Origin of the sequence: Streptomyces lincolnensis, assembly GCF_021173675.1 — a bacterium.
Taxonomy (GTDB): domain Bacteria; phylum Actinomycetota; class Actinomycetes; order Streptomycetales; family Streptomycetaceae; genus Streptomyces; species Streptomyces lincolnensis_B.
Window position 1 is genome coordinate 1 of the sequence record NZ_JAIHON010000032.1, and the last position, 21365, is coordinate 21365.

Consider the following 21365-nt stretch of genomic DNA (forward strand, 5'->3'; position numbering starts at 1 on the left):
GCGCGGCCCCGCTGACCGGCTGGCTGGACGGCACGGTCCTGCGGGACGAGCACGGGTTCATCCTCGCCGGACCGGACCTGACCCCGGACGGGCGACCGCCCGCGGACTGGGAGCTGGACCGGCCGCCATACCACCTGGAGACCAACATCCCCGGCGTGTTCGTCGCCGGGGACGCGCGCGCGGAGTCCGCGAAGCGGGTCGCATCCGCCGTCGGAGAGGGAGCCATGGCCGTGATGCTCGTCCACCGGTATCTGGAGCAGTCGTGAGCGGGCAGCCGATGCCGTGCAGCCCCGCGGAGATCGGGTCACTGTTCCTCTTCGAGAAGCTCAGCGCCGAACAGATCGGCAGGCTGTGCAGCGAGGGACGGGTCGAACTGTTCGACCCCGGGCCGGTGTTCACCGAAGGTGACCCGGCGACCTGCTTCTACGTGATGATCGAGGGCACGGTCGTCATGTCGCGCCGGGTCGGCGGCGACGACATCGAGGTGAGCCGCACGTCCCAGCGAGGGGTGTACGCGGGGGCCGTGATGGCGTACGTCGGCGACGGGAAACCGCAGCGGTACATGAACTCGCTGCGGGTGACGGAGCCGACGCGGTTCTTCGTCCTGCCCGCCGAGTCGTTCGCGAACCTCATGCACGAGTGGTTTCCGATGGCGGTCCATCTCCTGGAGGGGCTCTTCCTCGGTTCGCAGACCTTTCAGCGGGCCATCGGACAGCGCGAACGGCTGCTGGCGCTGGGCTCGTTGTCCGCCGGTCTCACCCATGAGCTCAACAACCCGGCCGCGGCGGCCGTACGGGCCACCTCGGCGCTCAGGGACCGGGTCGCGCACGTGCGCAACAAGCTCGCCGTCATCGCCTCCGGCCCCCACCACGGCGATGCCCTGAAGGCCCTGGTCGACCTCCAGGAGCGTACGGCCGAGCGGGTCTCCAAGGCGCCGGCACTGAGCCCGCTCGAAGCGTCCGACCGGGAGGACGAACTCGCCGACTGGCTCGACGACCACGGTGTCCCAAACGGCTGGCAGATCGCGCCGACCTTCGTGCAGGGCGGTCTCGACGTCGACTGGCTGGAGCAGATCGCGGCGGCATGCGACGAGCAGGACATCCTGCCGAGTGCCATCGGGTGGCTCAACTACACGGTCGAGACCGAGCTGTTGATGTCCGAGATCGAGGACTCCACCACCCGTATCTCGCACCTCGTCGACGCCGCCAAGCAGTACTCGCAGCTGGACCGCGCGCCCTACGAGGTCGCCGATGTCCACGAACTCCTCGACAGCACCCTGCTGATGCTCTCGGGCAAGATCGGTCCCGAGGTCAAGGTCGTGAAGGCGTACGACCGTTCGGTGCCGAGGATTCCGGCCTACCCGGCCGAACTGAACCAGGTGTGGACCAACCTGATCGACAACGCCGTCTCCGCCATCAAGGGCGCGGGCGGCGAAGGGACGTTGACCGTACGCACCGCTCTGGTGCACGACCGGCTGCTGGTGGAGTTCCGCGACACGGGCCCGGGAGTACCGGCCGAGATCCGCGGCCGGATCTTCGACCCGTTCTTCACCACCAAACCAGTGGGCGAGGGCACCGGGCTGGGCCTCGACATCTCCTGGCGGATCGTCGTCAACAAGCACCACGGTGACCTGAAAGTCGAGTCCGTACCCGGCGACACCCGCTTCCAGGTGCTGCTTCCCCTCACCGCCACCGACCCCGATACGCCCGATACCGTCCCCGACCCGGCCCAGGGGCCCTCATGACCAAGGACACCGGCATCGACCCCGGCGTCCCGCCCAGCGGGGCCGGCTGCGTGTAGTGCGAAGCCGACGGCGGCTGGTGGTTCCATCTGCGGCGCTGCGCCCAGTGCGGCCACATCGGCTGCTGCGACGACCCACCCGCCCAGCACGCCACCGGCCACTTCCGGGACACCGGCCATCCGGTGATCCGCAGGTACGAGCCGGGCGAGGGCTGGTACTGGAACTACGCGACGAACGAGCCGTACGACTCCGGCCCGGCCCTGGCTCCCCCGGCCGCCCACCCTCCCGACCAGCCCACACCGGGACCGGCGGGGCGCGTGCCGGCGAACTGGGCGGACACGCTGCGCTGAGCCTGACCGACCAGGGCTCTCAGTGGTCGATGTCAGGATTCATCTATGCCGCAGAACCTGTTCGGCACTCCACTCATCGGCCGACCGCAATGCCGCTGACTCCTCTGCTCCGGTTACTACGCCGATCAGCGTGGCCAGTACTCCAGGCGGAGATGTGATCTTGATGGCGGAGGGAGCCGCAGCCCGATATGTGTCACCAAGGCAGCGTGTTGTCACACGGACTGTCGGCCCCTGTCAGCGGTCAGCGGTGAGTGCCGTGCGCAGGGTGGTGGCCATCAGGTCGATGGCTTCCTTCCCGGCCGGGACCGGGCCGGTGTGGGTGAAGTAGCGGTCGACGCCCTCGAAGCAACGGTGGGTGACCGGAACGCCGGCGGCTTCCAGGGCCTTGGCATAGGCATCGCCCTCGTCGCGCAGGCGGTCGTTCTCCGCGGTGATGACCAGGGCGGGCGGCAGCCCGGCGAGGTCGTCGGCCAGTCCGGGCGACACCAGCGGATGGGCGAGGTCGGCGAGATCAGGGACGTAGGCGGCGGTGAAGATCCGCATGATCTGAGGGGTGAGCAGGGGCTTGGCGATGGATGACTGCTTGGTGGCCGGGTCGGCGACCTGGTCGAGCGGTGCCGAGTCGATGATCTGAAGGCGAGGCGTGAAGGCGCCGCGGTCCCGAGCAGTGCGGCAGACCGCGGCGGTCAGGTTGGCCCCGGCGCTGTGTCCGCCCACGGCGAGTCGCGAACCGTCCCAGTTGTTGGCGGCGCCGTTCTCGGCCACCCAGGCGGTGACGTCGTACGCCTGGTTGACGGGTACGGGGTACGGCCGTTGCGGGGCGACGGCGTAGTCCACGTTGATCACCACGCAGCCGGCCGTGGCGGCTATGTAGCGGCAGATGTGGTCGTCCTGCTGGGGGCGGGCGATCACGAACCCGCCGCCGTGGAAGTTGACGTACACGGGGGCAGGAGCCGCCGCGGCGGCCGACGGGCGGTAGACGGTGCACGTCACCGGTCCGGCGCTGGTCTCCACCCGGATGGATTCCGTACGCGTCGGGATGTCGGTGAAGCGCAGATCCTTGTGCACGCGGCTCATCATTCGGCCGAGCAACAGCTGAACCCCTCTGGCCTGGATTCTGGGCCTGAATGACATGGCTGACTCCATCGCTACAAACTTAAATCATCAGGATTCCTGATAATGAACGCTCGCCGCTGATCACGCAAGGGGCAACCACGAGCCGACTGCCGGAGGGGGGATGGAAGCCCCCTTTATGTTCTTCGCGGTCCTGCAAGAGGGCCGCTGGCCTCCGGGCCCACCATGACTGGTCCCCCCTTGTCGAGCGGATGACCTCGGGGTCGATGTCACCGGGGCCGGGAGGCGCCGCTGGAGACGCTGATGAGAGGTCCGACTACCGCCTGGCCCGGCGCCACGCCGAGCCGTCTGCGGGCGGCAGGTCTGCATAACGTGGATGCGCGCATACGACGCCGAAGCTCTGGCCGGCACCGCACGAACCCCCTTCGGGAGGATGCGTTGGACGACATCGACGACGTGGGCGTCTTCCTCGGCCTGGACGTCGGCAAAAGCGCCCATCACGGGCACGGACTCACCTCGGCCGGAAAGAAGGTCTTCGACAAGCAGCTGCCCAACAGCGAGCCGAAACTGCGGACCGTCTTCGACAAGCTGACCGCGAAGTTCGGCACCGTGCTGGTGATCGTGGATCAGCCCGCCTCCATCGGAGCCCTGCCCCCGACCGTCGCCCGGCCCGCCGGCTGTAAGGTCGCCTACCTGCCCGGACTCTCGATGCGGCGGATCGCCGACCTCTACCCGGGCGAGGCCAAGACCGACGCCAAAGACGCCGCGGTGATCGCGGACGCCGCCCGGACTGTGCCGCACACCCTGCGCCCGCCAGAACTGACCGACGAGATCACCGCCGAACTGACCGTGCTGGTGGGCTTCGACCAGGACCAGGACCAGGACCAGGACCAGGACCTGGCGGCCGAGGCGACCCGCACCTCCAACCGGATACGCAGTCTGCTCACCCACTTCCGTCCCAGCCTGGAGCGCGTTCTCGGGCCGCGTCTGGACCATCAGGCCGTGACCTGGCTGCTGGAACGCCACGGATCCCGGGCCGCGCCGCGAAAGGCCCGACGAGCAGACCGTCGTGGTCCCGGGCACCGGCACTCTCGGCGTCGTGATCCCGTCCCTGGCCCGTTCACTCGCGGCTGTCTACGAACAGCGACGAGCTCTGGAAGCGCAGATCGGGCAGTTGCCGGAGGCTCACCCTCTTTCCGCGGTTCTGACCTCGATTCCGCGGGTCGCGGTCAGGACCGCCGCCACCTTGCGGGTCACCGTCGGCACCAGCTTCCCCACCGCCGCCCACCTGGCCTCCTACGCCGGCCTCGCCCCCACGACCAAGTCATCCGGGACTTCGATCCACGGCGAACACGCCCCCGAGGCGGCAACCGGCAACTCAAACGCGCGATGCTCCTGTCCGCGTTCGCCGCCCTGCACGATCCCACCTCCCGCACCTACTACGACAAATGCCGGGCCCGCGGCAAGACCCACACCCAAGCCCTCCTCCGCCTCGCCCGCCGGCGCATCAACGTGCTGTTCGCGATGCTCCGCGACGCAACTTTCCACGAACCCAGAACCCCACGCCACATGGGACTCTGCAGTCAGCCGATGAGCCGAACCGGAGTACCCGTGACACTTGCAGAACTGATCAGCCAACTGACCGAGAAGGATGACGGCCTGACCGTCTTCGCCAGCGAGCCCTGGACTGCGCAGAGCGACGCGACGGCTGTTCCCGACCAGGAGGGCACAAGTCAGCCAGACATGGAGGGCCGCTCCTACCTCCTGGGAACCGCCCTGATCCGCGACGTCCTGGAGACCTGGCGTGCGCACCATGACGGGGCCGTTCCTTCCCTGCAACAGGCATGCGAGGCAGTCGTCCACTACGCCGAGAACGACACATACCCATACCCGGACGAAGACCGGCCCTGACCCCTACGCCCCGCACTCGCACCCCCAGTGGGCCCACCTTCACGTCACCCCGGGCTGGAAACGTCCACGCAGCTCCGTCGCCCACCACCCGGCATGATCGACTCCGAGCAGCCCGAACCAGCCGTCGACGAGCAGTGCCAGGCAGAGAACCCGGCGGACGACCTCCCAGTGACCCAGTGATCCATCACAGAAACCCACTGAGAAGTCGAGCCACTCGGCTTCAGTCGATCAGTGCGCCCGCAATCCGGACGAGGCGGCCGAACTGGCGAACTGAAACTTGAACTTGGTGCCGTCGATCACGTCTGTCGCGATGACCTTCCACTGGCCCGCGGTGGTGGTCTTGTAGCTGCTCTGGCAGTAGTCGAGCCCGCCACCGCTGGCGTAGAAGCACACCTTCACCTGACGGCTGGTGTTGGTCTTGATGTTGATGTCGGCGCAGTTGTCGGTTGCCAGGTAGAGGTAGCTCGCCGGCTGGAAGAACGTGTCAGAGGGCTTGTTGTACGTCCATGTGCCGTAGCAGGACTGAGCGGCTGCGCCCGCGGTGGTCGCCGTGCCACCGACCATGCCTCCCGCAGCGAGCAGACAAGTCAGAGTGAATGTGCCGAGCCGCCGATGTACGTTCATCGCTACCCCCGTTGACCGCTGTGGTTCCCGTCCTGGTCCGGCGTCCACGATCACAGCAGGGGCGGGCTTGGGACACCTGAAACGTTGCAGGGTCCGTCTTCGTGTCCGTCGTGGTCCGATTGACCGTCGCTGTCGCCCAGGGCTGGGAAGGGTCCTCACATGCAGGTTCGTAAGCGGTTCGTCGCATCCGTCGTCACCGGTGTCATCGCGGCCAGTGGTCTCATCGCCACCACCGCAGGCCAGGCCTCCGCTGCCGGGGCCTGCCTCGACAACGCCCAGAGCTACACCAAGGCGTCCGGGACGCATCTCTACCCGAACTACCCCACGCTCAACTACCTGTTGACGAGCGCGAACTGCGCGGACATCAACATCAAGACCAACACCGAGCGCTATGTGAAGGTCTGCTTCCTGCCCTCCAGTGGCGGAAGGCAGTGCCAGGCCGAGTACAAGCTCGCCAAGGCCGACACCTGGATGGAGATCGCCACCGACGTGAAGGACAACACCCGCTACCAGTTCTACTTCCGCAGTGACGCGTCGTCGTCCGGACAGTTCGCCGACTGACGTCCCCTCTCCCACCAGATGTGAACGACCGACACCGCCCCGACCGAGCGCTTCGCATGGCCAGCTGGACGTGCGGTGTTCCCTACGGGGTTCACTCCCTGATGGTTGAGTGCCAGGGTCTGGATCCGGCACGGTCCAGGTCCTGGACGGCGCCCTACTCCACCGGCTCGCGCCAGGCGGCGACGAGATCGTGGAAGCGCGGGAAACGGGCACCCGGAACGGTCTCGTCACTGACCGTCTCGCCGTTGAGCCAGCAAATGTCGAAGATGTCGGTCTCGGTGTCGAGTAGGCAGCACACCCCGCCAGTGGCGGCGGTGAGGTCGGTGAACACCTGCCTGACGGTGGCGGACTGCGCGAACATCCGGCTCATGTCCGAGGTGGCCGCCAGGAACTGCAGAGACGCGAAATTCGGGTGCTCTGTGGGCGAGAACGTGACCGTCAGGTAGATGTACCCGACTGACACTCGTCCCTGCTCGTCGAACCTGTCGGAACCCCGGAGGTGGAACTCGCGCACCGCTTCGTCGACGCCGATCATGACTGAGGTGTCCAGTTCGAGCGTGCCGCCTGTCGAACAGTCGACGGGTTCGCTCTTGAACTTCGAGGAGAACGGCACGAGCACCTGCTCGCCGCTCGGCAGCGTGACCGGAAGCGGCGGCGTGTGGCGGTCTTGCGGGGCGAGCTCGGCCAGGCGGGTCAGTGCCCTCGCGACGTTCCGAGGGGGCATGAAGATCTCGTAGCTGTAGTCCAGCCCCATACCGCTTCGCCTCCCCTTGTTCTGAGCCGGGATCCTTTCACGGTATGGACTGGTCGCCCAGTTGATTATTCGGGGCGGCCGGCTTCACCCGGGAGCAGGCCGAAACAGGCCGCACCATTGGCTCGTCTCCGAAGCGATCGGCTTTGAGCAGAAACGCCGCCGCCCACGAGTGGTCACCGGACCACAACCGGACCTCAAGTGTTACGCGTCCGAACCAGCGACCACACGGGGACGCAAAGCGCCGGTCCGACGGTGGAGCCGTTCACGGAGCCGCCGGTGGGGACCTCCCGCCGCACCACGAGGAGGCCGTACGTTGGGGATCGAGCAGCTGTCCATGTACGGGTACGCGTCGAAGGCGGAGGTCCTCGCGGACGCGCGGCGGTACTGGAATCCGGACAAGACGGAGTTCTGGCAGGCGGAAGGCGTTCCGCTGGTCATCGGTGAGCGCAGCGGCTACCGGCTGACCGACGTCGACGGGCACGAGGTCATCGACGTGCATCTCAACGGCGGCACCTACAACCTGGGCCACCGCAATCCGGAGCTGGTGCGCACGCTGACCGACGCGGTCCAGCACGTGGACATCGGCAACCACCACTTCCCCACCCCGGGGCGCGCGGCGCTGGCCCGGCGGCTCGTCGAGGCGACGCCCGGTGCCGACAAGGCCGTCTTCGGGTCCAGTGGCGGCGAGGCGGTGGATGTCGCGCTCAAGAGCGCGCGGTACGCCACCGGCCGGCGCCGGATCGTGTCGGTGGTGAAGGCGTACCACGGGCACACCGGGCTGGCCGTGGCCACCGGCGACCCCCGGTTCTCGCAGCTGTTCGGGGCGGACCACCCCGCCGAGTTCACCCAGGTGCCGTTCAACGACCTCGACGCGATGACCGGCGCGCTCGCCGGCCAGGACGTCGCCGCCGTGATCATGGAGACGGTCCCCGCCACCTACGGCTTCCCCACCCCCGAGCCCGGCTATCTCGCGAGCGTCAAGCGGGCGTGCGAGGAGACCGGCACCCTCTACATCGCCGACGAGGTGCAGACCGGCCTCGGCCGGACCGGGGAGCTGTGGGGCGTGTACGCGGAAGGCGTCGTCCCCGACATCCTGGTGACCGGCAAGGGGCTCGGCGGCGGCCTGTACCCGGTGAGCGCCGCCCTGTTGGGCGCGGCGGCGAGCGGGTGGCTGGAGCAGGACGGCTTCGCCCACATGGCCACCTTCGGGGGCGCCGAACTCGGCTGTGCGGTCGCCGCCAAGGTCCTGGAGATCACCCAGCGGCCCGAGACCCGCGAGAACGTCCGCCGGCGCATCGCGCAGGTCGCCGCGGGACTCGACGAACTGCGCGCCGAACTCCCGCACACCCTGACCGGAATCCGGCAGAAGGGCCTGGTCATCGGGCTGGAGTTCGGCGCCACCGGGGCCAAGCCCGTCATGACCGAGCTCTACCGGCAAGGCGTCTGGGCGATCTTCTCCACCCTCGACCCGGCGGTCCTGCAGTTCAAGCCGGGCCTGCTGCTCACCGAGCCGGAGACCGACGAGATCCTCACCCGGCTGCGCACCGCCGTACGGAAGGTGGCCGCACGTGGCTGACACCTGGGACCAGCAGGTCACCCCGGCGCTGCGGGTGTACGGCCGGGACCGGGCCCTGGCCGACGCCCGGCTGCTGAGCCTGTCCGAGAACGCCACCTATCTGTGCGCCTTCGCCGACTCCCCGGCGCCCCTCGTCCTGCGCCTGCACCGGCCCGGCTTCCGCACCCGGGCGCAGATCCGCAGCGAACTGACCTGGATCGAGCAACTGCGTGCCGACGGCGCGGTCGCCACGCCCGCGGTCGTGCCCACCCCGTCCGGTGAACCCGTCGCGACCTTCTCCGGCGCGGGCGGGACACCCCAGCACGCGGCCCTGTTCGAGTTCGCGCCCGGCACCGAGCCGGCGGCCACGGACTTCGCTCAGGTGATGGAGGTCGTCGGCCGGGAGACCGCCGCCCTGCACGAGCACGCACGCCGGTGGCGGCGGCCGGACACCTTCACCCGGCCCGACTGGGACCTCGACAACCTGATCGGCACGGCCTCGCTGTGGGGACGCTGGCGGGACAACCCGGACGTGGACCGCGCGCCCGGCGGCAGCGCCGTCCTCGCGCGAGCGGAGGCCAAGCTGGCCCGCGAACTCGACGCGTACGGCAGGAGCGAGGCCGTGTTCGGGCTCATCCACGGCGACCTGCGGGCCGCCAACCTGCTGGTCGCACCGGACGGGGTACGCCTGATCGACTTCGACGACTGCGGCACCGGCTGGTTCCTCTACGACCTGGCGTGCTCCCTGTCGTTCCTCGAACACGACCCGCGCGTCGACGACTGGGTCGCCGCCTGGCTGCGCGGCTACGAGGCCCGGCGCCCGCTGCGGGACGAGGACCTGCGAGCCGTCCCCGCCCTGGTGATGCTGCGCCGGCTGATGCTCGTCGCCTGGGTCCACAAGCGCGGCGACACGCCCTTCGCCGCCTCGCTCCGGCCGGAGTTCGCCATCCGGTCGGTGGAACTCGCCGACCGCTACCTGGCCGACGACTACCTCACCGCCGTACGCCATGAGCACCGACCCTGACCCCGCCCCGCTCGGCCCGGCGGCCACCCGGATCGCGGAGGGCGTGCTGGGGATGATCGGGCGCGGGGAGGTCGGCATGGGCGGGCGGCTGCCCCCGGAGCGGCGGCTGGCGGAGCGCTTCGGCGCGAGCCGGGAGGCCGTGCGCAACGCCCTGGCCCGGCTCGAAGCGGACGGCGAGGTACGCCGGACCCGGGGCAAGGCCGGCGGCACCTTCGCCCTGCACTCCAACCCGAACTGGCCCGTCTACAGCTGGAGCCGGCTCGCGCACGGACACGACCGCGTGGTGGCTCGGCAGCCGGCCGTCGATGTGAACGTGCCCGCGCTCCTGGCGCACCAGCGTTTCGAGGTCGCGACCCGGGTCGTGTCCATGGGACTCAGGCCGGGGGACTCCGAGACCTGCGCCGCGCTCGGCCTGCCGGACCGCTCCGAGACGGTGGCGATCGAGCGGGTACGGCTCGCGGGCGGGGTGCCGCTGTCGTGGGAGCGGCTGTCGGTGCCGGTCCGGCGCTTCCCCGGAATCCTCGACCGGGACCTCACCGGCTCCCTGACCCAGCTGTTCCACGAGGTCTACGGCGTCACGGCCCGCACGGTCTCGGAGCGCATCCGCGTCCGCCTCGCCGAGCGCCACCACGCCGACCACCTCGACGTGTCCGTCGGCCAGCCCCTGCTGGCGATCACACGGACGTCGTACGACCAGCACGGCGCGCCCATGGAGTTCTCCCGGGACCTCTTCCGCGCCGACCGCACCGAACTCCACGTCGCTTCGGCGAACCACGCCTCCATGCCAGGAGCGCACCACACCCCTGAGGTACTCCCATGACACCGGACACCGCACTCACACCGAGAACCACGCCGGCCCCGGCCCTGCGGCGCACCATCGGCGTCGGCGTCATCGTGTACTTCGCCCGGCACGGCACCGGTCTCTCCCGGTTCAGGACGCTTGCTCGTCGGGGGCACCGCCGTGGCCTGGGGCATGGCCGGCGCGGTCGTCGTGTCCTTCGCGGTGGGCGTGGCGCTCTCGCGACGGGTCGGTGCGGTGGTGCGGTGTGACGGTGCGAGAGGCCCGTCGAAGCCCCCATGGACCCCGTGAATCCCGTGAACCCCTGGAGACATCCCAGAGAACGAGGAACCCCATGAGTCACCCGGCCAGGAAAGTCGCCGTCGTCGGCGGGACGCGCGGTATCGGTGCCGCCATCACCTCCACGTTCGTGCGTGGTGGGCACGACGTGGTGCTGAGCGGACGGGCTGTTCCGGACGGCGCCGTGGAGAAGTTCCGCGCCGAGGCAGCGCGGGCGGAGCAGACCGTCAAGGCCGTCTCCCTCGACTCCGCTGCCCCGGATTCGGCGGAGCGGTTGGCCGAGGCCGTGTCCTCGCTGCTCGGCGGACTCGACGTGCTGTGCCTCAACGCGGGCGTCTTCCCGAACAAGCCCCTCGCGGAACTGACGTACACCGATATCCGTGAGGTCTTCGCGGTCAACGTCGAGAGTCAGATGCTCGCCGTCGCCGCCTGCCTGCCCCTGCTGCGGGAGTCGGCGTCCGGCCGGGTGGTGCTCACCTCGTCGATCACCGGCCCGGTCACCGGGTTCCCGGGCTGGAGTCACTACGCCGCGAGCAAGGCCGCCCAACTCGGCTTCATGCGCACGGCGGCGCTCGAACTCGCGCCGTACGGGATCACCGTGAACGCGGTGGCCCCCGGGAACGTCGCGACCGAGGGCCTCGACGGCATGGGGGACGCCTACCTCGCGCAGATGACGGCGACGATACCGCTCGGGCGCCTCGCCCGGCCCCAGGAGATCGCCGACGCGGTCGAGTTCCTGGCGAGCGAGCGGGCGGCGTTCATCACGGGGCAGGTCATCACCGTCGACGGCGGCCAGACGCTGCCGGAGTCGCCGGACGCGGTGTTGCCGGCGGAGACTGCGGAGACGGCGGTGCGCAGCTGACGCCAGAACCAGAAACGAAGTACGCGATGGCGGGCTCGGCCTTCCGCCGAGCCCGCCGCGCCGGCTCAGTCGCTGAGCCGGACTCGTGTCACGCCGTCAGCGCTGGAGCGTCAGCAGACCCGGGCGGTAGGGCCAGTGGCCGTACTCGCCGCCGGAGGTGGGATTGCGTCCCTGGTAGAGGAGCTGGAGGTTGCAGGGATCGACGGTGAAGGTCTGATCGGCGCTGGTGCGGATCAGTTCGCCATGGCTGATGTCGTTGGTCCAGGTGGCGCCGCTGTTGGCCTTGCCGGCGAAGGGGTTGCTCTCGGTCGCGGCCTGGGGTGTCCATGAGCCGTTCAGACTGGTGGCCGTGAACGAGCGGAAGTAGCGGCCCTGCGAGCCGATCGCCTCGACGATCATGAGGTAGCGGTTCTGGCCCTGGAGCTTGTAGACCTGCGGGGCTTCGAACAGGTTGTTCTTCGTGTCGCTCATGATCGTTGTGTAGTTCGAGCCGAAGCTGCCCGGGAAGTTCCCGATGGGCATGCTGGCCCGGTAGATCTTGCCGTTGTCACCGGCGAAGAACAGGTACATGTTCTGGCCGTCGGCGATGAGCGTCTGGTCGATGGGGCCGGTGTCGGAGCCGGTGATGCTTCCGGAGAAGAGCACCTGCTGTGCGGACCAGCCATTGGGGTTGGAGGGGTCGGTCGACGTCCGGTAGGAGAAGGCGCTCCCGCCTCCCCACTGGTAGGCCATCACCCAGATGTTCTTCGGCGCGAAGTAGAAGAGCGTGGGCGCCACGACGGCGTTCGACATCGTGTTCTGGCTGGCCGAGGCCATCTCCGGCCAGTTGCTGAACAGGCCGAAGTTCATCGAGCCCCAGCCCACTCCTGTTCCCGGGGCGCCGTGCGTCGTCGCATAAACGAGATGCTTGCCGTTGTAGGGAACGACCGTGTAGTCCTTGAGCGAGGCCCACCCTGCCTTGGGCTGCGCCAGCGCGCCCGTCGATGTCCAGCGGTATGTCGACGGAAGATCGCACGGGCCGGGGGTGTTGCCGCCGACCTTGACGAGCTGCCACTGCTGGTTGGCGCCGCTCCAGTCGTCGTACTGGACGATGTTCGCGTTGTCGGCGGTGGAGCCGCCCTGTACTTCGAGGGCCTTGTTGCTGTGGCGGGCGATGAACCTCACGTGACCGTCCGGGCTGTCGGCCAGCCGCCACTGCTGGTTGGTGCTGTTCGTGTCGGTCCACTGGACGATCGCGCCGCCGTTGTCGGTGGACGCGTTGCTGACGTTCAGCACCTTGCCCGAGTGGCGGGACTTGATGCGGTAGTAGCCGCCCCCGGAGTCGACGAACTGCCACAGCTGCTGGTTCTGATCGTTCCTGGTCCACTGGGTGATGCGGGCGCCGTCACTGGTCGCCAGGTTGTAGACGTCCAGGGCCTTGCCGCTGTTGCGGTTGACCAGCACGTACGAGGCGTTGGGGTCGACGGTCGCCGCGTTGGCGGGCTGGGCGCCGAGGAAGGTGGCCACGAGCAGCAAGGGCGCGAGGACGGCGAGCAGACGTCTCAGAAGGACCGGGGACCGGCGGCGAAACCACATCAGAGGAGCACTCCTTTGGGGGCGGAGGTGAGGTGACCCGATGAACCGCGGAGCGGGCTGCCGGGAAGGGACAGAGGCAATCTCGAAATATTTCGATGAATTCCCGGAAGCTTCGACGCCACAAGCTAGGAATGCGAAGCCTTCCGGTCAAGGCCTGTGGCTGATGTGGCCACAAACAGCGCCTCCCGCTTGGCGGGACAAGCAGCTGTACCGACCGGAATCGGCGCCTGCCGACGGATGCACCGGGGTTCTTCGTACGGCTCACCAGGCGTTCGGAAGTTTCGGACGAGGAACGGAAACTTTTTCTGCGGCAGGTATTGACGATCCACCGTCAATCCCTCAATCATCCCTTGTCTGAGAGACGGCCATGGTTCGACTTCGAACCACGTCGGCCCTAAGTGATCTGTGCAGCACCGCAGATCCGCGCGTCAAAGCACCTGCGCCACCCCATTTCGTCCGGTGAGGCTCGCACCAGCGCATCCTGGCTCTTCGCGCAGTTGAAGAGGTATGCGACGCCGCGTGGCGGCCCCCCGGCTGAGCCGCAATGGAGTGCCCCATGCCTGTGTCGAAACAGCGCCGCCTCAAGCCGTACGTCACCGGACGGTCGGCAGGGCGGCGACCGCGCCGCTGGAGAACGGCCCGGTTTCATCACTGTGATGTCCGGTGATTCCGTGATGCCCGGGTTCGCCCGCCCTGTTCGTCGGTCGAATGGGAGCGGGCGACGCACACACTCTCCCGCGCTCCAGTCCTTCCGTGATGCCTACATTGGAGGCACAGTCATGGGCTCGTATGCCCTTCCCAGACCCGTTGTCCGCCGAAAGATCCGCGGCCTGCTGTTGGCGCTGTTCGTCGGCGTCCTCGGTGCGGCAGCCGTACTGGTCGCACCGCCGCCCGCCGCACAGGCCGCCGAGACCACGCTCGGCGCCGCGGCGGCGCAGAGCGGCCGTTACTTCGGCACCGCCATCGCCTCGGGCAGGCTGGGCGACTCCGCGTACACGACGATCGCGAACCGTGAGTTCAACTCGGTGACGGCCGAGAACGAGATGAAGATCGACGCCACCGAACCGCAGCGTGGCCAGTTCAACTTCACCGCCGGTGACCGTGTCTACAACTGGGCGGTGCAGAACGGCAAGCAGGTGCGCGGCCACACCCTGGCCTGGCACTCCCAGCAGCCCGGCTGGATGCAGAGCCTCAGCGGCAGCACCCTGCGTCAGGCGATGATCGGCCACATCAACGGCGTGATGGCCCACTACAAGGGCAAGATCGCCCAGTGGGACGTCGTGAACGAGGCCTTCGCCGACGGCAGTTCGGGCGCCCGGCGCGACTCCAACCTGCAGCGCACCGGCAACGACTGGATCGAGGTCGCCTTCCGCACCGCGCGCGCCGCTGACCCGGCCGCCAAGCTCTGCTACAACGACTACAACGTCGAGAACTGGACCTGGGCCAAGACCCAGGCCATGTACAACATGGTCCGCGACTTCAAGCAGCGCGGCGTGCCCATCGACTGCGTCGGCTTCCAGTCGCACTTCAACAGCGGCAGCCCCTACAACAGCAACTTCCGCACCACCCTGCAGAACTTCGCCGCCCTCGGCGTCGACGTGGCCATCACCGAACTCGACATCCAGGGCGCCTCGGCCACGACCTACGCCAACGTGACCAACGACTGCCTGGCGGTCCCGCGCTGCCTCGGCATCACCGTCTGGGGTGTGCGCGACACCGACTCCTGGCGACCGGGGGACACGCCGCTGCTGTTCAACGGCGACGGCAGCAAGAAGCCCGCCTACACCGCCGTCCTCAACGCACTCAACGGCGGTTCCACCAACCCTCCGGCGGAATCCGGAACGGTCAAGGCCGTCGCGTCGGGCCGCTGCCTGGACGTGCCCGGCTCCAGTAGCGCCGACGGCACCCAGCTCCAGGTGTGGGACTGCCACAGCGGCACCAACCAGCAGTGGACGTACACCGCCGCCGGCGAGTTCAGGGTCTACGGCAACAAGTGCCTGGACGCCGGCGGCACCGGCAGCGGCACCAGAGTCCAGATCTACAGCTGCTGGGGCGGCGACAACCAGAAATGGCGCCTCAACTCCGACGGATCGATCGCCGGTGTCCAGTCCGGCCTCTGCCTCGACACCGTCGCGGGAGGCACCGCCAACGGCACCCTGATCCAGCTCTCCTCCTGCTCGAACAGCAGCAGCCAACGCTGGACCCGCGCCTGATGGGCCCTGCCACAAACGAAAGGGCGAGTCGATGAAGACCTACGATGCGTCCCCCTCCGCCCCTCCCCCCAGGCATCGCTGGTGGTCCCGGGTCGCCGGCGTGATGGCGGCGGCCCTGGCGATCGGCATGCTCGCCGTGGTGAATCCGGCGCCCGCCGCGGCGGCGACGGTGGACACCAACGCCTGGTACGTCCTGGTCAACCGCAACAGCGGCAAGGCGCTGGACGTCTCCGGCGCGGCCACCACCGACGGCGCGCGGGCCGGCCAGTGGACGCGCAACGACGGAACCAGCCAGCAGTGGCAGTTCGTGGACTCCGGCGGCGGCTTCTACCGCCTCAAGGCCCGGCACTCGGGCAAGGTTCTCGACGTGGCCGGCGCCTCGACCGCGGACGGCGCCGCGATCCAGCAGTGGGCCGACCACAACGGGGCCAACCAGCAGTTCCGCCTGGCCGACTCCGACGCGGGCCACGTCCGGCTGATCAACCGCACCAGCAGCAAGGCGGTCGAGGTGCAGGGCGCCTCCACCGCCGACGGCGGCAACGTCGTCCAGTACTCCGACTGGAACGGCGCCAACCAGCAATGGCAGATGATCAAGCTGTCGTCCGGTGGCGGCGCCGGCGCGTGCGGCAGCGCCCCGACGCTGACGAGCGGCACGCACACGATCCAGAGCGGCGGCAAGAGCCGCAGCTTCATCCTCAGGGTGCCCGCCAACTACGACAACAACCGCCCCTACCGGCTGATCTTCGCGTTCCACTGGCGGGGCGGAACCGCCGGCGACGTGGCCTCGGGCGGCACGAGCGGGAACGCCTGGTCCTACTACGGCCAACAGGAACAGTCGAACAACAGCGCGATCCTCGTCGCCCCCCAGGGCCTCGGCAACGGCTGGGCCAATTCGGGCGGTGAGGACGTCACCTTCGTCGACGACATGATCCGGCGCATCGAGGGCGGCCTCTGTGTCAACCCGGCACAGCGTTTCGCCACCGGATTCAGCTGGGGCGGCGGCATGAGCTACGCACTCGCATGCAGCCGCGCCAACGCCTTCAGGGCCGTCGCGGTCATCTCCGGCGCTCAGATCAGCGGATGCAGCGGCGGCACCCAGCCCATCGCCTACTTCGGAATCCACGGCATCAGCGACAACGTCCTCAACATCGGGCAAGGACGGTCCCTGCGCGACAAGTTCGTCAGCAACAACGGCTGCGCCTCCCAGAGCCCGCGCGAGCCCGCGCCCGGCAGCCGAACGCACATCACCACCACCTACTCCGGCTGCCGCGCCGGATACCCGGTCCAATGGGCCGCGTTCGACGGCGGCCACATCCCCGGTCCGGTCGACGGCTCCTCCGGCGAAAGCGGCGTCACCACCTGGACCAAAGCAGAGATCTGGAGGTTCTTCGCACAGTTCCAGTGACAGACCCGCACCACTGAGTGGAGCCAGGATGATCCTGGCTCCACTCGGCTGCCGCCGGGTTCTTGTCCCTTCAACAACTGCGGCACACCCGAGCCAAGTCGGCGCGGGGTCAGCCCGAGGTCGGCCGCCTCGCCGAGCGTGCCCGGATCGCCCGCGACCTGCACGACACGCTCGCCCAGGAACTCGCCGGCAACAGCATGCTCCTCCAGGCCGCCGCCTTCGATTTCGACCGTCGCCCCGACCTCCCCAGGACCCAGGTCCGTGCGGTCGTTGACGCGCTCGGCACCAACCTCGCCGAAACCCGCACCATCATCGGCGATCTCACCCCACCCGCCCTGGAGCACGACGGCCTCTCCACCACACTGCGCACCCTCTGCGCCCGGGACACGGCCACGCCCTCGCGAGTGGTGTTCCGCGCCGAGGGCGAGCCGGGCGACCTGCCCCCGCGACCGAGCCGCCTCCCTGCTCCACATCGCCCAGGGCCTGGTCGAGCTTCGCCGCGGCGTGCTCTGCGGGGAGACGGGCGAGGTGATGGCGGGCATCATCGTCCTGCTGTCCCCCGTTACGCCACCGGTTCGGCGCGGCGCGCGTGTAGGTGACGTGTCTTGGGACACTGCCCACTGCAGGTGCGTACGCGGGTCCTGCAACGTTGCGATGCCTTTCGCTGAAACGGTGTCAAAGTCGTCGCCCCGTCGAAGACGCGACTGTGCTCACGCCGCCCGAAGGACGGAGCTCCGCCTCACATCCGGCGCCGCTCCCCACACCCGCGGCGAAGCACAGTAGGCGTGAGATAGTGTTTTCTGTCGGGCCGGAGTGGGCGAGGCAACACGTATCCGGCTCGCGCACAGCAGCGCGGGCGCCCACCCCTCTGGTCCAGGCTTCCACCCTCCACACTCTTCGGAGGCGCAGTACCCACTCGTGAGCGCCCTCGACATACCTGTCGCACCGGGGAGTTACCCATGAAAGGTGAGTCTCATGGCCGAGCTGTTCTACGACGCCGACGCCGACCTGTCCATCATCCAGGGCCGCAAGGTCGCGGTCATCGGTTACGGCAGCCAGGGTCACGCCCACGCGCTGTCGCTCCGTGACTCGGGTGTCGACGTGCGTGTCGGTCTGCACGAGGGCTCCAAGTCCAAGGCCAGGGCCGAGGAGCAGGGCCTGCGCGTGGTGACGCCGTCGGAGGCCGCCGCCGAGGCCGACGTCATCATGATCCTGGTGCCGGACCCGATCCAGGCCCAGGTCTACGAGGAGTCCGTCAAGGACAACCTCCAGGACGGCGACGCGCTGTTCTTCGGGCACGGCCTGAACATCCGCTTCGACTTCATCAAGCCCCCGGCCGGCGTGGACGTCTGCATGGTCGCCCCGAAGGGTCCGGGCCACCTGGTCCGCCGCCAGTACGAGGAGGGCCGCGGCGTTCCCTGTATCGCCGCCGTCGAGCAGGACGCCACCGGCAACGCCTTCGCGCTGGCCCTGTCGTACGCCAAGGGCATCGGCGGCACCCGCGCCGGCGTCATCAAGACCACCTTCACCGAGGAGACCGAGACCGACCTCTTCGGCGAGCAGGCCGTTCTCGCCGGAGGTGCAACTGCCTTGGTGAAGGCCGGTTTCGAGACGCTGACCGAGGCCGGCTACCAGCCGGAGATCGCGTACTTCGAGTGCCTGCACGAGCTGAAGCTGATCGTGGACCTCATGTACGAGGGCGGCCTGGAGAAGATGCGCTGGTCGATCTCCGAGACCGCCGAGTGGGGCGACTACGTCACCGGCCCGCGGATCATCACCGACGCCACCAAGGCCGAGATGAAGAAGGTCCTCGCCGAGATCCAGGACGGCACCTTCGCCCGTGAGTGGATGGCCGAGTACCACGGCGGTCTCAAGAGGTACAACGAGTACAAACAGCAGGACTCCGAGCACCTGCTGGAGACCACCGGCAAGGAGCTGCGCAAGCTCATGAGTTGGGTCGACGAAGAGGCGTGAGTCCTCGGTCCGTGGCTGACGGGCCCCGCGATCTGAAAGTGCCGCGTCCGCCCGGTTCGGTCCGGGCGGAGGCAGCACGGTCGGGGAAGGGCAGCGGGGACTTGGCTCCTCCCCCGGTCCGGGTGCTCCCTCGGCTCATGACCGACGGACGATTCCGCGGGCCGCTTCGGCTGGGTGGTCGCGGCACTCGCGTGTGCCACGGCCAAGGCGGTCATGACGGCGGTGCCTGCGAGCGCGAGGCTTAGCGCACATGGTGTGAAACAGTGGCAATCTTCGCCACCCTGGGCGGACAGAAGATGTGAAGAGGGGTGGGCTCATGGCGCATGCAGCAAAGACGCCTGGCGGGAGGCGGGATGATGAGGCGCGTGTTCCGAAGGCGGCTTCGGATCCGGACCTGTTGGTGTCGGTGTTCGCCAACTTCCGCCAGTACCTCGCGGGTTGGGGTGGTCCAAGCCCTCGTGTGCCCGGACTCGACCTGTTTCGCAGCGGGCTTCTCACCCCGCAGTTCAACGGGGTGACGCGCGTGCGGTCGGTGTCCTCGATCGAGCGGTCCGCGGCCGCCGCCCGGGAGACGTTGGCGGACCTTCCCTGGTGGTGGTGGGTCGGTGCGGACAGCTCGGACGCCACTGCCGACGCCTTGCGGCGCCAGGGCGCGGAACAACTCGCCGTACTCCCGGTGATGGTGCGGCATCTCGATCGGCCAGCCGAATCGGCGGAACCGGGGGCGGCCCTCACCGCGGACGGTACGGCCGACGTAGCAGGCCTGCGCGTGGAGACTGTCCGGGACGGGGAACGGCTGGCGGAGCTGGTCGGCACGTACCGGGCGTCGATGGGCGTCTCCCCCGCCCTGGAGGCCGAGATGGTGCGCATCGAGGCGCAGCGCGAGGACAGTGCGGACATCATCCGGTTGGCGGCGGTCCTGGACGGCCGGGTGGTCGGTTCGACGGTGGTCATCACCGCACACGGGGTGGCCGGAATCTTCCTGGTGCATGTGGCGCAGGAGAACCGCCGCCAGGGCATCGGTACGGCGTTGACGGTGGCAGCGCTCCGGCACGGCCGGCGGCGGGGGATGCGCTCCGCGGCGCTCGTGGCGAGCCCGATGGGGGAACCGCTGTACCGGCGCTTCGGCTTCACGGCGGTGTCCGAGTACCGTCTGTTCGCCTTTCCGGCCTGAGCTGCCACCCGAACGAGGGCGAGAAGAGGGGCGCTGTTCGTCAGCGAGCGGGGACGGAGCCGGTCGGACGAGCGCGGGCCACCGCCGCGTCGCCCGCGCTACCGCAGAGGTAGCGCAGCAGCTCCTGGTCCGTCCCCTCGACGCCGAATTCTCGTACGGCCTGCTCGATCGCCTGGCGCAGCAGGGGCGCGCCCGCCCGCAGTACGTGGTGTGCGACGGTGGTCAGTTCGATCTCGATGCTCCGCCGGTCGCGCGACGACGTGTGCGTGGTGATCAGGCCGCGGTCCTGCAGGCGGGTCACCAGGCGGCTGGTGGCGGACTGGCTCAGCCCTATGCCGTTGGCCAGGTCGTTCAGGTACAGCAACCCCGTTCCGGCCCGCATCCCCTCGTTCAGGGTGCGAAGGGCGTAGAACTCGCTGACTCCCAGGCCGAGTTGCTGGTGGAGGACGCGCTCCATGCCGGCCTCGATGCGACGGTGGACACGGGTCAGCCTGTTCCACTGCTCGATCAACGTGGCATCGTCGTTCACGGCGGTGCCCTCCCTGCTGTCCACGGTCCGACTGCTTGCTGCCGGGACGGCGTCCCGGGAGGAGAGCGCGGCACGTCAGCCGCCGGCGCTCGCCCGCACCAGGTAGACAGGGTCGCGGCCTCCGTTGTGACAGCGGAGGGCTCTAGTCGCATGTACTCCGCGCCGAACGATGGACCCCGTTCTCCTCGACGAGGGCTCGCACGAGGCAGTCCAGGTCGCCGGTGCCGGCCGCGGTCCGGAACGCGGTGACGAGGCGGCGGTGCGACTCGACGGGGACCGGGCGCTCGCGGTCGCTGTCGAGGCGGGCCTTGGCGCGGTGGACCACCACGCGCGCGTGCGGGGCACTGATCCGCAGCAGCTTCGCGAGGTCGGAGTAGGCGTAACCGAAGCCCTTGCGCAGCACGTACGCGGCCAGCCGGTCGGGGGTCAGCCTGGCCATGAGCAGGGCCAGGGCCGCTTCGAGCGCCGCGGTCCGCTCGGCGTGCAGCAGGGGGTCGTGGGCGGAGTCGTCACCGAGTTCGGCCAGCTGCGGATCGGCGGGCGTCTCGTGACGGTGTCTCCCGGACTGGATGACGTTGATGGCCAGGCGGGTGGTGGCCGTGGTCAGGAACGCGCCCGGCTTCTTGATCTCCGCGCGGTGGGCGAGCTGCCAGCGCAACCACACCTCCTGGAGCACGTCCTCGGCCCCGGAGACGTCGCCGACGATCCGGTAGGCGATGCGGAACAGTCGTGTGCGATGGGCCAGGAAGTGGTCGAGGGCGATGTCCAGGTCGGCCCCGGCGGGCCCGTCGGCCGGCCGCACGTCCGGCAGGACGGCCGGTGACTTCATATCTGGACTGGGCGCGTGCATCGGGGCTCCTCTTTCGCGAACGGCGCCCTTGAGGGCGTTGGTTCCACCCTCCGTCCGCGGCACCCCCCGCCGCGCCCTTGGTTTCCGTAGTCCGGTCCGTAGGGCCCCCGG

At 69.0% G+C, this 21365-nt stretch carries 17 protein-coding genes and 3 pseudogenes; 14 read left to right on the forward strand and 6 right to left on the reverse strand.

The window, feature by feature from the left end; all coding sequences use genetic code 11:
* The 3 genes and pseudogenes from K4B79_RS47070 to K4B79_RS47080 form a co-directional block, all read left to right on the forward strand.
* Positions 1 to 266 (forward strand): annotated as a pseudogene (locus tag K4B79_RS47070) (fused response regulator/thioredoxin-disulfide reductase); the annotation flags it as partial.
* On the forward strand, positions 263 to 1744 hold the full coding sequence (locus K4B79_RS47075; protein ID WP_232033647.1) for an ATP-binding protein: 1482 nt from the start codon (positions 263 to 265) through the stop codon (positions 1742 to 1744). The pseudogene K4B79_RS47070 and the gene K4B79_RS47075, both read left to right, overlap by 4 nt.
* A pseudogene (locus tag K4B79_RS47080) lies at positions 1741 to 2091 on the forward strand (UBP-type zinc finger domain-containing protein). The gene K4B79_RS47075 and the pseudogene K4B79_RS47080 overlap by 4 nt, the downstream one beginning before the upstream one ends.
* Positions 2092 to 2325: 234 nt before the next feature.
* Here the strand turns inward: K4B79_RS47080 and K4B79_RS47085 are convergent.
* Positions 2326 to 3225: an alpha/beta hydrolase gene (locus K4B79_RS47085; RefSeq protein WP_232033648.1), complete on the reverse strand. Its 900-nt coding sequence runs from the start codon at positions 3223 to 3225 to the stop codon at positions 2326 to 2328.
* A gap of 378 nt (positions 3226 to 3603) precedes the next feature.
* Between K4B79_RS47085 and K4B79_RS47090 the strand changes: the two are divergent.
* Positions 3604 to 4737 (forward strand): annotated as a pseudogene (locus tag K4B79_RS47090) (IS110 family transposase); the annotation flags it as partial.
* Between the two features lie 567 nt (positions 4738 to 5304).
* Here K4B79_RS47090 and K4B79_RS47095 read toward each other — a convergent pair.
* Positions 5305 to 5640 (reverse strand): hypothetical protein, encoded by a 336-nt coding sequence (locus tag K4B79_RS47095; protein ID WP_232033649.1) that lies wholly within the window; start codon positions 5638 to 5640, stop codon positions 5305 to 5307.
* A 219-nt stretch (positions 5641 to 5859) separates the two neighbouring features.
* Here K4B79_RS47095 and K4B79_RS47100 point away from each other — a divergent pair, with 219 nt between their 5' ends.
* Positions 5860 to 6261, forward strand: coding sequence for a hypothetical protein (locus K4B79_RS47100; RefSeq protein ID WP_232033650.1), 402 nt, complete (start codon positions 5860 to 5862; stop codon positions 6259 to 6261).
* A 154-nt stretch (positions 6262 to 6415) separates the two neighbouring features.
* Here K4B79_RS47100 and K4B79_RS47105 read toward each other — a convergent pair whose 3' ends face one another.
* The gene (locus K4B79_RS47105; RefSeq protein ID WP_232033651.1) at positions 6416 to 7015 is read right to left on the reverse strand and encodes a hypothetical protein; all 600 of its coding nucleotides are present in this window, start codon (positions 7013 to 7015) and stop codon (positions 6416 to 6418) included.
* Between the two features lie 313 nt (positions 7016 to 7328).
* On the opposite strand from K4B79_RS47105, the gene K4B79_RS47110 reads away from it, so the two are divergent.
* The 4 genes from K4B79_RS47110 (at position 7329) to K4B79_RS47125 (ending at position 11534) form a co-directional block, all read left to right on the forward strand.
* Complete coding sequence (locus K4B79_RS47110) at positions 7329 to 8591, forward strand: class-III pyridoxal-phosphate-dependent aminotransferase (RefSeq protein ID WP_232033652.1); 1263 nt, start codon at positions 7329 to 7331, stop codon at positions 8589 to 8591.
* Positions 8584 to 9594 (forward strand): phosphotransferase enzyme family protein, encoded by a 1011-nt coding sequence (locus K4B79_RS47115; protein ID WP_232033653.1) that lies wholly within the window; start codon positions 8584 to 8586, stop codon positions 9592 to 9594. Before K4B79_RS47110 ends, K4B79_RS47115 begins: the two co-directional genes overlap by 8 nt.
* Positions 9578 to 10414, forward strand: coding sequence for a GntR family transcriptional regulator (locus K4B79_RS47120; RefSeq protein ID WP_232033654.1), 837 nt, complete (start codon positions 9578 to 9580; stop codon positions 10412 to 10414). Before K4B79_RS47115 ends, K4B79_RS47120 begins: the two co-directional genes overlap by 17 nt.
* A gap of 313 nt (positions 10415 to 10727) precedes the next feature.
* On the forward strand, positions 10728 to 11534 hold the full coding sequence (locus K4B79_RS47125; RefSeq protein ID WP_232033655.1) for an SDR family NAD(P)-dependent oxidoreductase: 807 nt from the start codon (positions 10728 to 10730) through the stop codon (positions 11532 to 11534).
* Between the two features lie 96 nt (positions 11535 to 11630).
* On the opposite strand, the gene K4B79_RS47130 is transcribed toward K4B79_RS47125, so the two are convergent.
* On the reverse strand, positions 11631 to 13109 hold the full coding sequence (locus tag K4B79_RS47130) for a non-reducing end alpha-L-arabinofuranosidase family hydrolase (protein ID WP_232033656.1): 1479 nt from the start codon (positions 13107 to 13109) through the stop codon (positions 11631 to 11633).
* Between the two features lie 779 nt (positions 13110 to 13888).
* Between K4B79_RS47130 and K4B79_RS47135 the strand changes: the two genes are divergently transcribed.
* The 5 genes from K4B79_RS47135 (at position 13889) to K4B79_RS47155 (ending at position 19875) form a co-directional block, all read left to right on the forward strand.
* The gene (locus tag K4B79_RS47135) at positions 13889 to 15322 is read left to right on the forward strand and encodes an endo-1,4-beta-xylanase (protein WP_232033657.1); all 1434 of its coding nucleotides are present in this window, start codon (positions 13889 to 13891) and stop codon (positions 15320 to 15322) included.
* Positions 15323 to 15425: 103 nt separating this feature from the next.
* Positions 15426 to 16727 (forward strand): RICIN domain-containing protein, encoded by a 1302-nt coding sequence (locus K4B79_RS47140; RefSeq protein ID WP_232033673.1) that lies wholly within the window; start codon positions 15426 to 15428, stop codon positions 16725 to 16727.
* A 62-nt stretch (positions 16728 to 16789) separates the two neighbouring features.
* Positions 16790 to 17326: a sensor histidine kinase gene (locus K4B79_RS47145; protein WP_308280646.1), complete on the forward strand. Its 537-nt coding sequence runs from the start codon at positions 16790 to 16792 to the stop codon at positions 17324 to 17326.
* 376 nt (positions 17327 to 17702) lie between these two features.
* Positions 17703 to 18701 (forward strand): ketol-acid reductoisomerase, encoded by a 999-nt coding sequence (gene ilvC / locus K4B79_RS47150; RefSeq protein WP_232033658.1) that lies wholly within the window; start codon positions 17703 to 17705, stop codon positions 18699 to 18701.
* Between the two features lie 460 nt (positions 18702 to 19161).
* Entirely contained in the window at positions 19162 to 19875 is a 714-nt protein-coding gene (locus tag K4B79_RS47155) for a GNAT family N-acetyltransferase (RefSeq protein WP_232033659.1), read from the forward strand.
* Between the two features lie 40 nt (positions 19876 to 19915).
* On the opposite strand, the gene K4B79_RS47160 is transcribed toward K4B79_RS47155, so the two are convergent.
* Both K4B79_RS47160 and K4B79_RS47165 read right to left on the reverse strand, forming a co-directional pair.
* Positions 19916 to 20428: a MarR family winged helix-turn-helix transcriptional regulator gene (locus tag K4B79_RS47160; protein ID WP_232033660.1), complete on the reverse strand. Its 513-nt coding sequence runs from the start codon at positions 20426 to 20428 to the stop codon at positions 19916 to 19918.
* Positions 20429 to 20546: 118 nt separating this feature from the next.
* Complete coding sequence (locus K4B79_RS47165) at positions 20547 to 21233, reverse strand: sigma factor (RefSeq protein ID WP_232033661.1); 687 nt, start codon at positions 21231 to 21233, stop codon at positions 20547 to 20549.
* Positions 21234 to 21365: the final 132 nt, after the last annotated feature.